At 55.4% G+C, this 12343-nt stretch carries 10 protein-coding genes; 6 read left to right on the top strand and 4 right to left on the bottom strand.

From position 1 onward, the window contains the following. Window positions 1-1158: PhoH family protein (locus ABYP39_RS13180; protein ID WP_372782950.1), on the bottom strand; the 1158-nt coding region annotated here is incomplete at its 3' end. 304 nt (window positions 1159-1462) lie between these two features. On the opposite strand from ABYP39_RS13180, the gene ABYP39_RS13175 reads away from it, so the two are divergent. Continuing rightward, window positions 1463-2233, top strand: coding sequence for an SDR family NAD(P)-dependent oxidoreductase (locus ABYP39_RS13175; protein WP_372764350.1), 771 nt, complete (start codon window positions 1463-1465; stop codon window positions 2231-2233). A gap of 110 nt (window positions 2234-2343) precedes the next feature. Beyond that, entirely contained in the window at window positions 2344-4239 is a 1896-nt protein-coding gene (locus ABYP39_RS13170) for a VacB/RNase II family 3'-5' exoribonuclease (RefSeq protein ID WP_372759271.1), read from the top strand. A 23-nt stretch (window positions 4240-4262) separates the two neighbouring features. On the opposite strand, the gene ABYP39_RS13165 is transcribed toward ABYP39_RS13170, so the two are convergent. Next, window positions 4263-5576: a sulfotransferase gene (locus ABYP39_RS13165; RefSeq protein ID WP_372749110.1), complete on the bottom strand. Its 1314-nt coding sequence runs from the start codon at window positions 5574-5576 to the stop codon at window positions 4263-4265. A gap of 76 nt (window positions 5577-5652) precedes the next feature. Here ABYP39_RS13165 and ABYP39_RS13160 point away from each other — a divergent pair, with 76 nt between their 5' ends. The 3 genes from ABYP39_RS13160 to ABYP39_RS13150 are packed head-to-tail and all read left to right on the top strand — an operon-like array spanning window position 5653 to window position 8202. Then, window positions 5653-6309 (top strand): TetR/AcrR family transcriptional regulator, encoded by a 657-nt coding sequence (locus tag ABYP39_RS13160; protein ID WP_372749111.1) that lies wholly within the window; start codon window positions 5653-5655, stop codon window positions 6307-6309. After that, entirely contained in the window at window positions 6306-7034 is a 729-nt protein-coding gene (locus ABYP39_RS13155) for a glycerophosphodiester phosphodiesterase family protein (RefSeq protein WP_372749112.1), read from the top strand. The genes ABYP39_RS13160 and ABYP39_RS13155 overlap by 4 nt, the downstream gene beginning before the upstream one ends. A 1-nt stretch (window position 7035) precedes the next feature. Continuing rightward, window positions 7036-8202, top strand: coding sequence for an FAD-dependent oxidoreductase (locus ABYP39_RS13150; protein ID WP_372749113.1), 1167 nt, complete (start codon window positions 7036-7038; stop codon window positions 8200-8202). Here ABYP39_RS13150 and ABYP39_RS13145 read toward each other — a convergent pair. Further along, a complete protein-coding gene (locus ABYP39_RS13145) occupies window positions 8189-9127 on the bottom strand; it encodes an SDR family NAD(P)-dependent oxidoreductase (RefSeq protein WP_372758548.1) in 939 nt (312 codons plus the stop codon). The two genes, ABYP39_RS13150 and ABYP39_RS13145, sit on opposite strands and share 14 nt — an antisense overlap. Before the next feature lie 501 nt (window positions 9128-9628). Between ABYP39_RS13145 and ABYP39_RS13140 the strand changes: the two genes are divergently transcribed. Continuing rightward, entirely contained in the window at window positions 9629-10000 is a 372-nt protein-coding gene (locus ABYP39_RS13140; protein WP_372747933.1) for a PPOX class F420-dependent oxidoreductase, read from the top strand. A gap of 4 nt (window positions 10001-10004) precedes the next feature. Here the strand turns inward: ABYP39_RS13140 and ABYP39_RS13135 are convergent. After that, window positions 10005-12343, bottom strand: a 2339-nt coding sequence (locus ABYP39_RS13135; protein ID WP_372782947.1) for an NAD-dependent epimerase/dehydratase family protein, incomplete at its 5' end; no start/stop codon positions are given.

Here is a 12343-nt window from a genome sequence, read left to right as displayed (position 1 = left end):
CTGCGCCTCATCAATAACGATATAGGCATTGTTGAAGGATCGGCCACGCATGAAGTTCAGTGATTTGAACTGAATATTGGCCTTGTCTTTCACGTATTCAATACTGCTGAACGGAGATTCATCGTTGCCGTGCAGCACTTCCAGGTTATCGTCGAAGGCCGCCAGCCAGGGCGCCATCTTCTCTTCTTCAGTGCCCGGCAGAAAGCCGATATCCTCGGCAATCGGCGGGGTGGAACGCGCCACAATCAGCTTGTCATAACGTCGCTCTTCCAGAATCGCGTGCAGGCCATAGGCCAGCGCTATCAAGGTTTTACCCGAGCCTGCCGGGCCGGTGAGCACATTCATATCGATATGCGGCTGCTGCACCAGGAAGAAGGCCATGGCCTGCTCCATATTGCGCGGCTTGAGCCCCCACAGGCGCTGATGCATCAACTGCTCACGGCTTAAATCCAGCACCTGCAACCTGTTCTCGCTGACATTGCGCACGTAGCCGACAAAGTCGTGCTCATCGAGCAGAAATTGATTCAGGTGAGCCGACGGGTGCCGCGCGCGGTCGATAGTATGCAGGGTCTGGGCGCCGTCGCGAACGGTTTCCACTTCCTCAACCCCCGCCCAGAAATCGCCACTGATCTGCTCATAGCCTTTGGCCATGTATTCGATATCGTCGAGCACACGGTCGCGGCGATAGTCTTCCACATTGGCCAAGCCCGAGCCTTTTGCCTTCAGCCTCATATTGATGTCTTTGGTCACCAGACACACATAGGCCTCAGGCCGAGTGGCCTGGAGGTGCATCGCTACGTTGATAATGCGATTGTCGTTGGTCTGGTGCACCGAGCCATCGAGGTAAGGAGCATCGCTATCGTGGCTGATCAGTTGATCCGCAAAAATCGACAGCGTGCCGCAGCGGCCATCCTCCCGCGCCGTCGGAATCTCCACCCCCGCCTGAATTTCGGCCGGCGAGGCATTAAACATGATTTTGTCGATGGCCTGAATGGCAATGCGCGCTTCGCGGCTGACGTCCTTGTCACGCCTATCTTTGATCGCATCGAGCTCTTCGAGCACTGTCATGGGAATGACCACACGGTGTTCCTGAAACGCGTTCAGGGCCATGGGGTCGTGAAGCAGAACGTTGGTATCCAGTACAAACAGTTTTTCCATAGGGCGCTCTCACAGTGGGAAACAACGGCGCTTGAAACAAGCGCATACGAGGGAGGTACAGGGGCAAACTGATAGGCGGGGTGGGCGCAAAAGCCCGGAATGTGGTGTATGGCAAATATACCGCTAGCAAATGATTATTCCATGACAACCATGTCTTGATTATTAGAACCCCGAGGGCACCCTGTCAAATGTTCTTGTCGGTGCGGGGGCTGCCAATTACACTTTAATCCGGTCTCATTAAAAAAAACCAGTGCCATAACAACAAAAACAACACACTCACACTTACTCACACTAGGAGGGTACCGTGGCATTTCACGGCAAAGTAGCACTCATCACAGGCGGTGGCAGCGGCATGGGCCGATTGGCAGCCCGCAATCTGGCTGCCGAAGGCAAAGACGTGGCGATCTTCGACATTAGCGCCGACGGGCTGGCGGAAACTGCCACCGGGCATGCGGGCATTCATCACTGGGTGGTAGACATTACCGATGGCGAGGCCGTCAGCAAAGCGGTCGCTGAGGTGGAAAGTACCTTGGGGCCAATCGACCGTCTCTACAACTGCGCGGCCATCATGCCCTTTGGCAAACTGCTGGAGCAGGATGCGGCTGTCATGAAAAAGATGATGGACATCAATTACGGTGGCCTAGTGAATATCACCAAAGCCGTATTACCCGGCATGATTGCCCGTGGTCAGGGCGACTTTATAAGCTTCGCCTCCATGGCGGGCATTCTGCCCACCATGCTCACCGGAGGCTATTCTGCCACCAAGGCCGCCGTGGCATTCTTTACGGAAGTTCTGTACCACGAGCACCTGAATAGCGGCGTGCGGTTCGCCTGTGTATGCCCCCCCACGACCAACACACCACTGCTGGAGCAGGGCAAGGCCACCGCTTGGCCTAAAATGCTGGACCAGGGTACCATGCTCGATCCGCAAGACGTGCTCGACGCCATTGACATACACTTGGAGAAAGGCAAATTCTGGGTGTTCCCCAACCGCGATTCACGCATCGGCGCGCTGATCCGTCGCTTCGCCCCCGGCCTTCTGTGGAAACAGATTCACCAGGTTGAGGGATTCTAGGCGCCGCCTGCAGGTGGGTTTGGGCCCCAGCCCAAATACCACCTGACTTCCCCGGCGATATCCGCTAGGCTTACGCCCTTCCCGCAACAGCTTTTGGTACCGCCGCACACATGCTCAATCAGGACTCCCTGCAACAACTCAAGCAACTCAAAAGAGAAATTCACGACTCCGTCGAGCGGGTAGAAGGCCTGGTGCGCGGCAGCCAGGGGCGCTTCGGCTTTGTTCGCCTTGAAGACAAACGCGACATCTTTCTCCCTCCCCCGGAAATGCAGAAAGTGTTTCCGGGCGATCGGGTTCGAATTGCCATTCAGACCCAAAAAGACGGCAAGCTGGCCGGCGAGATCGAAAAGCTGCTGGACAGCCCACTGGACACCTTTGTGGGACGCTACGTGACCCGCGGCAAAGCCCATTTTGTCGAACCCGATATCCTGTTCTTCAATCGTTTGCTGTTTATTCCACCCTCGGAACGCAAAAAAGCCCAACCCGGCGACATCATTGAATGTCGGGTGAAGCGCCATCCCATTCGTGACGGCAAGTCGCTGGTGGAAATCATCGACAATATCGGCGCTGCCGATCAGCCCGGTATTGAAGCAGCCCTGACCATCAAGAAATTCAATCTGGCCAGTGAGTGGCGCGATGACGAGATGGAGGGGCTGGTGGAAGACCAGTACGCCGCACAACGCCAGGACCTGACTCACATCCCGTTTGTCACCATCGATTCGCCGGAATCTCGCGATCTGGACGATGCATTATTTGCCGAGTGCACCAATAGTGGCTGGCGCCTGATGGTCGCCATCGCGGACCCCTCTGCACTGATAGCACCGGACAGCCCGCTGGAAAAGGCCGCAATGCACCGCAACAGCTCGGTGTATATGCCAGGGCGGGTACTGCCAATGCTGCCCGAGGTAATAACCCAGGAACGCTGTTCTCTGCTGCCCGATGCCATTCGACCGGCGATTGTCTGTGACATCGAAACAGACTCGCAGGGTGAAATCAGCCGTTTCGAGTTTGTACAGGCAACCGTGCGCTCCACGGCCAAGCTGAACTATTCAGAAGTCGCCGCTCATTTGCGCGGTGACCAGCAACTTGAACACCCCGCACTAAACCCACTGAAGCAGGTATTGGACACCCTGCTTAGCCGCCGCCGCGAGAAACACCTGGTAATGGACGACCGTCCGGATTTCAGGCTGATTCTTAACGAAAGCGGCAAGATCGACCATATCCGCAAGGTGGAACGCAATGACGCTCACCGCCTAGTGGAAGAGTGCATGCTTATCACCAACCGCTGCGCTGCCGAATACCTGCGCGACGACCAGGCGCTGTTCATGGCCCACCGCGGCGTACGCGAAGACAGAGTGGCCAATGTAAAAAGCCTGCTCACTGAATATGCCAGTGAGCTGAGCGAGCTGCCCTTTACCGAGCTAAAGGCCTATATCGAACTGCAACACAAATTGATCGGCAACACCGCTGAACGCCCACTGCGAAGCATTATCAGCCGCATGCTGGAGCGCGCCGAGTGGAGCCTGCAGGCTAAGCCACACCATGGGCTCGGCTTTTCCTGTTATACAAACTGCACCTCTCCCCTGCGCAAAAGTATGGATTACATGGTGCAGCGCTGCCTCCACGCTAAGCTCTGTGAGCAAAGCCTTCCGGCCTTGGCCAGCGAATGGGTGGAAGAGCAACAGGCCCTGCTGCAGCGCAATCGACAGGCCAGCTATCAAACCGAACAGATGCTTAAGTGTCAGTACATGGATGCACACAAAGACGAAGCCTTTGCCGCACATATCGTACAGGTGGCAGGTGGCGGCTTTACCGTGCGCCTTGACGATATCGGCGTAGAGGGCTTTGTGGATGTGCGCGGCATTGAGGGCAAACTCAGCTTCGACCCGATTACCTTGCGACTCTACAATGACGAGAAGAACTTCCAGCTAGACCAGGAACTCACCGTAAAAATTGAGTCCATCGACACCGGACGTCATCGAATGTTTTTCAAGCTGGCAGACTAACGCTGCTTTAAAACCCCGCGCACCTAGACGGAAGCCCCACTCGCCAAGTGGGGGTTCTTGCGCTCGTAGGGAATATTGAATCTTTTCCGGTAATACAGCAATCGCTGATCCACTTGCCCCTCGTCCAGACCAAAATCGGCCAGTCGGTAGTTATGTGCGCCGTGCTTGTGCCGGGCATTTCGGTCCAGCCAGTCTTGCATACCGGTCAGGGCTTGATCACTCAACGGCAGCCCGAAATATTCGTAAATTTGCTCAATAACAGCGCGCCAATCGGCATTGATGTCCTGATAAAGCACGTCGATCTGCTGTTCAGCTGGCACAGAGGCCCTGACCTTCTGGGTTTTCCGCACCATGGCATCGGTTTTGTTCAACCACTCCTGACCAACTCCGTGTGGATCAACAGTATCCGTATCGCGCACCAAAGAGTTCCAAGCCATCGAACACGCTGACCCCACCACCTTTATCGGATCTCGATGGGAGCACACCAGGCGCGCATCGGGAAAAACGGATAGCAAAGCATCCAGGTCCTGCATATGCTGGGGCGTTTTCAGAACCCAGGGACGGTCGTCATCGCCGCGCCACCAACTGATTATTTTCATCAGGCGCACCATGTACTCGTAGGCATAAGTCTGGTCAGTCTGCATGAGGTAGCGAGCAAAACTGGGTAAGTGGGTAATCACTTCGAACAACTGACTGGAGAATGCGTGTTGTAACAGCCCCACCTCCTCTTCGACCTCAAAGGCACCCAGCGGGTGTACTGACGCAATCTGAGGGCTCATATACAGCACCGCCTTTAGCCCCTGCTCTGTCGCCGTTATGCGCGGATCCTTTTGCCCTGACGCGCGGGCGCGAAAAGACGCCGGGCCCGGGACAGGGTTAACCGATTCCCAGGCCTTGAGATGCAAAAACCCCGGATCGGCCGCCAGTAGACGGTGCAGGCGAGTTGTTCCAGAGCGGGCCAGACCAACTATGACCAGCGGCGCACGGATCTCCCGCGCCAGTATTTCCGGATGTCGCGATATCAGGTCTTCGGCCCACAACCGATGGCGCAGCAAGCGCATCAGCGACATCTGGGTAAGCCGCGCACCCACCGGGTTAAGCCGGGCTTCGTTGTTTAGCCCGTCGCAGATGAGATGAAATGGCTCTAGAAACCGCTTATCACCAAAGTCGGCCAGCCCCGTCTCAACACTCGCCTTCGCCATCAAGGTGTCTGCGCTAAAATGCACTCGTCCAATTCCGACGGCGTTGGCAAAGTACAGACAACGATTCAACAGGCGAATTGGGACACGGTGATAGGCAGCCGCCGGTGGCAATGCCCCGCTAACAGTCGAAGTCATGGTAGATTAACGCCCATCGAAGAATTTGAATTATTTACCGTAACATATACGTCAATCAGGAAAAATCAAACCATCCATGCCAAAAGCCACTCCCGCACGCAGCCGAGGCCGCCCTGCTAAATTGTCTCGCGACCAGATTCTGAGCTGTGCACTGAAACTGATCGAGCGCTCTCCCGGCCAGAAAATCACCATGACCGGCGTGGCGAAGGCCCTTAACACGGCACCCATGAGTCTCTATACGCATGTGCAGCATCGCGACGATCTGATGGACGGTATTGCCGAGCGCGTCATGGGGCGCATCGATTTACAACTCAATCCGCAAAACCCGTGGCAGGACAGAGTACGCGTGTGGCTGCAGCGTTGTTACGAGCATCTCTCAGCCTACCCCCAAGTTGTATCGCTGCTGCCACAGAGCGACCATATTCCACCGAGCTGGCTGCGAGTTCACGCCCCATTGATCCTGACACTCAAAGACGCTGGCTTTACCGGGCAACAACTGGCGACCGCCTCACAATGGGTCGGGCATCAATTGATTGGCGCGCTGGTGATGGGATTTGCCCGCAAGCGCAGCACCAATACTCAGCAGGAAGTTTCCGATCTGCTCAGCCAACTAGACAGTTCACAGCAGAGCGCCTTTGCCGACATACTGCCTTACCTCACCCCCGACACTGAGCTGTTCGCTTACACCGTAGAGCAGGTTGTTCTGGCGCTGGAGGCACGATTGTCACAATGATTGCGCTGTCTGCTGACCGGCTGGTCGCCCATCGCGGCTGGCAACGCCGCTACCCCGAAAACACCATACTCGCCGTGGAAAAAGCCATTGCCGCAGGCGCCCGGCATGTTGAAATTGACGTGCAATTCAGCGGTGACGGCCGCGCCGTGGTGTTTCACGACCCCACACTGTTTCGCAAGTGCGGTGACTCACGGGAAGTGTATGCACTCACCCTCAACGAGCTCATTACCATCAAGATCTCCGCCGCTCATCGTCTGGGCAGCAATGAAACTGACACCGTGATTTCCAGCCTGGAAAGCCTCGCCGAAGTGGTCGCGGCACACCCGCAAGTCACCCTATATGTGGAAATCAAACAGGATATTCTGCAGCATTTCGCCAACACCACCGTGTTAGACGAGCTTGAGCGCTCGCTACAAAAGATTCTGCCGCAAGTGATACTGATCAGTTTTGATTACGGTATACTCCATCAGGCCGCTGAATTGGGCTGGCGGGTTGGGCCGGTACTAGAAAACTGGAATGACCTGAACGACACAGGGATGATGCCGGCAAGTGCGCAGTGCGTTTTTCTGGATTACCGTCTCGTCCCTCCCGGCACGTCGCTTCACGACGCACCTTATCCCTGTGTGTTATACGAAATAGACAACGCTGACCTGGCTCGGTCATGGCTGGGGCGAGGCGCAGCCAAAATCGAAACTTTCGCCATAGGCGAGCTGTTAGAAAAATAATATGCTGGAAACTGAAGTAGCTGTCATAGGCGGAGGAATACAAGGCGCGGGCGTAGCTCAGGCCGCTGCGGCCGCCGGGTATCAAGTCACCCTGTTTGAGCGATCGTCCTGGGGCGGCGCCACTTCGAGCTCGTCCAGTAAACTCATTCACGGCGGGTTGCGCTACCTCGAAACAGGTAACTTCAATCTGGTACGGGAAAATCTCGAAGAACGCGAGCTGCTGCTACGAAATGCACCAACGCTGGTCAACCCCATCCCATTTTACATTCCAATCTATAAAAACAGCCGCCGGTCCGGCTGGCAAATACAGCTCGGCCTGATGCTGTATCGCATACTGGCCAGGTTTTCCCGCACATCGGAATTTCACCGTCTTGACCGGCGCGCCTGGCGCTATCTCGACGACCTGAAAATACAGGATCTACGATCCGTTTTTCAGTACTGGGATGCCCAGACCGACGATCGCATGTTGACCCGTGCGGTAGTCAAATCAGCGATGGACCTCGGCGCAAAAGCCTATTGCCCTGCCGAACTCATCAAGGGACAGCGGGAGGCCGACGGCTACAAGCTATTACTCACCATTAAGGGGAAACCCGTCTACTGCAAGGCGAAAGTGGTGGTTAACGCGGCCGGGCCATGGGTCAACGAGGTGCAAACCCGACTCGATCCGAGCCTGACAGCGCTTGATATCGCACTGGTACGCGGCAGTCATATCATCATTCCCGGCAACCTGACGAAGGGCATCTATTACCTGCAGTCTCCGATTGATGGCCGCCCGATTTTCGCAACCCCTTGGCGCGACAACATCATGGTCGGCACGACGGAAGCAGAGCACACGGGCAGCGTCGACAATGTGACGCCAAGCGAGGCAGAAATCGACTATCTGCAGCGCAGCTTCGCACACTACTTTCCAGAATCCGACAACCAGGTTGTCGACAGTTTCGCTGGCCTAAGGGTGCTCCCTGAATCTGAAAAGTCCATGAACAGACGCAGCCGAGAAACCCGTTTTGTGATGGATAACGAAGAACGTCCACACACGCTGGCAATCTATGGAGGCAAACTCACGGGGTACCGCCATACCGGGGAAGTCGCGCTGAAAAAGCTCGAATCCACGCTGGGGCAGCGTGAGCCGGTTAGCGATACCCGTACACTGCGCATCAAGCCAGCGTAAATTGCTCGCCAACAATTTCCTCACTCAAAGCCCACAGGCGTTCTGCTGCATCCCCGTCGAGACCGTATGAAAAATATCCGGTGGTCGGGGATGCCTCGCTGGCCGGCTCACCAATACCGCAATCCTCCAGATAGAGCCCGCCGCGCCCTTCCAGTTCAGGCGCTGTAGCCGCCCACACACTAGTAGCCGCACCCTGTTCAACCGTTTTAAATTCAAAGCCGCTCTCATGTGCCTGAGAGCCAAACTGGGCCATATCTTCTTGCGTCATGTGACGTCCAAGGTTCGTCATGATCGCGCCCGGATGCACCGCATTGGCCAAAATTCCGCGGGCCGTCAGCCCAACGGAAAAGAGCATATTCGCTGTTTTTGCCTGACCATAGGCCTGCCACTTATCGTAGGCGTGCGCTTCAAAATGCGGATCATCGAAATTCACTGGCGCATATTTGTGCCCGGCAGAACTGAGATTGACCACGCGCGGTGCTGTGGACTGACGCAGCGCGGGCACCAAAAGACAGGTCCAGAGAAAGTGTCCTATGTGGTTGGTGCCAAACTGCAACTCGCATCCTTCGGCAGTACGCGACAGAGGGCAGGCCATAATGCCCGCATTATTTATCAACCGATCGATACGCGGCGCTTTTGTCTGCAGGTGCGCCGCCGCTGTGCGTACCTGCGACAGATCACTCAGTTCCAGTTCAATTGCGTCGAATCGTGCGCCCGGCACCGCCGTCTGCAGCGCCTCCAGAGCCGTTGTGTACTTGGCTTTACTCCGGCCTGTGATAATCACGTCTGCGCCGGCCGCTGCGAGACTGCGCGCAGCCTCAAATCCGATACCCGAAGTAGCTCCGGTCACAACCACCGTCTGCCCCGTCAGATTTTTCCCCTGTAACACCTCGGCTGTTGTGGAGGTCGCGTTGAACTTTGCCATGGGTACCTGCCGTAGTTATTGGAATTGCCTTGTATTACAGCGATTTAACTCAGCCGACATCATTACCAACGGATTAACCGTAGTTAACGGCAGCGACACAAACAACCTAAGCCCTTGTTTTATCTGAAACTTACCTTTCTTATTCGTATGAATTTTCCGTTACAAACACCCTCAGACCGCGCCCGACAGCGCGCCGGCTGTAAGCGAAATAAATGCAGAGGAGCGTAGACTGAGCAGCATTGAGAAAACATTTGACCACCCCTGTAAAGGAGCACCACCATGAACACCAACACCCAAGTGACCGCCGCTGATATCGCCGAAAGCACAGCCAAATTCAGCGTAATGTCTATTTTGGTGACCGGCTTCATCTACTGCATTGCCCTGCTTGTTTGATTCCCCCGTAGAGACCCAGGTCACAACCTATTTCCCCCGCCCAGCGGGGGATTTTTTTAGTTGGCCGTGATACGCTCTGGCGCTGTTTTTCCACCCTGGAACAGCATCATGAGCGAGCTCGACAAACACCAGTACGTTTTATTAGGCACACGTAAAAAAGATGGCAGCATGGTCGACACGCCCGTTTGGTTCGCCCAGCAGGGCAAGACCGTATATATGTTTTCCGCCGGTAATGCGGGAAAGGTAAAGCGGCTGCGTAATTTCTCTGATGCCAGATTGGCGCCCTGCACCGTCAGTGGCAAAGCACTGGGGGAATTTGTTCCCGCTACGGCAACTCTGCTGGACGACGATGCCTCGGTTCGAGAAGCTCATCAGCAACTCGTTAAAAAGTATGGTTGGCAAATGCGCCTGCTGGATCTCGGCGCCCGCCTCGGCGGCCGCATCAAAAGTCGCGCCTTTATTAAAGCAGAGCTTAACTGACTCCTCAGTTAAACCGCGCCGCGAGCTCTCTGCGTGGTGCCGGTCGGGCGCCACTCTTGGCCAGGTATCTCAAGCCCGAATCTGCCGCCGCAGCCAGCTCGGCCCGCAAACAATCCTCTATTGTAGCCAATCCCCACTGGAGTCTAGCCTCGGTTTCGTAGTACGGCACACCAAAGCGAAGCAAACTACGCTCACGGCCGTCCCGCCCGCGGTCTTTAATGCACTTGCAATGCACCTTGCGCGCATTCAGTGCGCTATATAAAGGGTAAGGGTCGTAGTTGAGAAACGATAGCGTAAACATGCCATTCGCACCCAACTGACCGTCCACTGGCTCAAGCAACCGAAAGCGTATGCCATGGCCTTTCAGTAAATTGGTTAAGCGCACACAGAAGTACAGGGCAAGATCAGCGCTACGTTGCCGCACAGCCTGCTCACCGACATCCCCGTGCAAGCGGAAACAAGACAGCAACCCCGCGTATAGCGAAAAGTCCAGGCCACCAGACGGACAAAAGCCGAGATCAGAGGCACCTTTCGCTAGCGGCTCGCCCGACCAGTTCAGGCCGCCCACCAATTGCCGAAACCGGGCATTGGTCCACAATAAGCCTGTGCCACGCGGCCCAAACAACCATTTGTGGCAGCTGCCAAACACGACATCGGCATTGTCAAAAACCGGCTGCGTCAGCCCCAACGACTGCGAAACGTCGAGAATATTGCAGGCACTAGGACGCAGCTCTCGCATTAGATCCATCCACTGCGACACCGGCAAGCTTTGACCGGAGTCGTACGCAATGTGAGAGAAAAATCCGATATCCGGGCGGAACCCGGAAACGAGGGCTTTATAAGCGTCCATATCCCGTACTTCCTTTTCAGAGAGATAGCACACTCTGAATTCCGGCAAACGCTCAAAGGCGCCAATACCTCCCACATGCTCATTAATCGTTGTCAGCACGCGTAGCGGCCGATTCAGTTTTCCGACCAGCCGGGCAAAGGCCAGAGCCAACAGATTCGAACATTGGGACGCGCTACCAGCCAACTGCAATTCGTGATCTGGCGCCGGCCATAATACTTCGGCTTGCTTGCGAGCCTCCAAATAGATGTCCCTGCCTTTGGCGTATTGCTGCAGGGGCTGAGCAAGGAGTTCCCGCGATTGAAAGGAACGCTGGGCCTCCAGACAGGGCTCGGACGGTGAGCCCAGAGTACCCGGATTCAGGTTGAGGTTGTCGTAGGGAAAATGTGCCTGCCGGAACTGCTCCCAACCCGCTTCCGATTGTACGGAGCGCCCAGAAACATGCCGATTGCCCTGCGTTTTCAATGGCACTACGACGGGCGTCTCGGGCGCTCGGACCCGCGCCTTGCCACGCCAACCAATTTCGGGAGCGAACAGCTCCGGGTTGATCCGCTCGCGCCAGGGTTTAAGCATTTGAAAACTTTTGTGCACTACTTCTCGCATATCAGATTGGCACAGATGCTCATCCACATAGGCGCTTTCAATCTCGTATTCCAGTTTCGATTGATCTTGCTCAAGCCGTGGATCGTAACTACCGCGCTGGATATCAATCGGAAATCCTTCGGCCGATGCGCTTTCGGCTATAGCTTCGGCCAGCTCGTTAACCGAAAAGGATTTTTCGGTCACATGATTGATAACCCGATGACATCCTCCCTCTGGCCGCGCATCCCACAACGATGCCAGCGATGTCACGGAGTCGTTCAACGCCATCAATCCAGTACGCTGGTGTCCTGTGCCGTATACAGACAGCGGCACCCCCATCAACGCCTGCGCAATAAAGCGATTTGCGACTGTGCCAAAATACTCATCGTAGTCAACCCGCGTGTATAACTCCGCATGGTCACCGATATCGTCAGTCCACGTACCGAACACGGTGGACTGCATGATATCCGTTACCCGCAGCCCCCACTTTTTACAGGCAATAGCAATATAATTGGTATCGTTGATCTTGGATGCGTGATAGATATCATCCGACTGACGTGGATAAGGCAGCGGCTGTGTAGCCGTTTTTCCTTTGTATTCAGGGGTAAAGTACCCCTCAGCAATGTCGATACCCGCCTTGGCATACTCACCAAAAGTACCGAGCTTAATGATGTGGCATTCTGGCGCGTAGTCTCGCACGGCCCACAACAAGCGCATATTTCCTTCTTCATTGTTGCGCAATGTCAACAATGCACTATCGCAGTCCCGCATCGAAAAGGGCGCGGAACACTGCTGACCGAGATGATAGATTGCTGCTGGTTGCCGCTCTTCGATCAAGCGGTTTAGCTCTGAGGAATTTACATCAAGATGCAGAAATTCCATGTTCGACAAATTGTATAGGTTTCGGGAAGCTT

Origin of the sequence: Litorivivens sp., assembly GCF_041625495.1 — a bacterium.
Lineage (GTDB): Bacteria > Pseudomonadota > Gammaproteobacteria > Pseudomonadales > Spongiibacteraceae > Litorivivens.
The sequence above is the reverse complement of the archived record's forward strand: the minus strand, read 5'-3'. Positions and strand labels throughout refer to the sequence as shown.

What these genes read in the sequence shown, in the direction of transcription:
- ABYP39_RS13170 (WP_372759271.1), top strand. Translation starts at nt 2,344, where the DNA reads ATGCTCAATCAGGACTCCCTGCAACAACTCAAGCAACTCAAAAGAGAA.
- ABYP39_RS13165 (WP_372749110.1), bottom strand. Translation starts at nt 5,576, where the DNA reads ATGACTTCGACTGTTAGCGGGGCATTGCCACCGGCGGCTGCCTATCAC.
- ABYP39_RS13160 (WP_372749111.1), top strand. Translation starts at nt 5,653, where the DNA reads ATGCCAAAAGCCACTCCCGCACGCAGCCGAGGCCGCCCTGCTAAATTG.
- ABYP39_RS13155 (WP_372749112.1), top strand. Translation starts at nt 6,306, where the DNA reads ATGATTGCGCTGTCTGCTGACCGGCTGGTCGCCCATCGCGGCTGGCAA.
- ABYP39_RS13150 (WP_372749113.1), top strand. Translation starts at nt 7,036, where the DNA reads ATGCTGGAAACTGAAGTAGCTGTCATAGGCGGAGGAATACAAGGCGCG.
- ABYP39_RS13145 (WP_372758548.1), bottom strand. Translation starts at nt 9,127, where the DNA reads ATGGCAAAGTTCAACGCGACCTCCACAACAGCCGAGGTGTTACAGGGG.
- ABYP39_RS13140 (WP_372747933.1), top strand. Translation starts at nt 9,629, where the DNA reads ATGAGCGAGCTCGACAAACACCAGTACGTTTTATTAGGCACACGTAAA.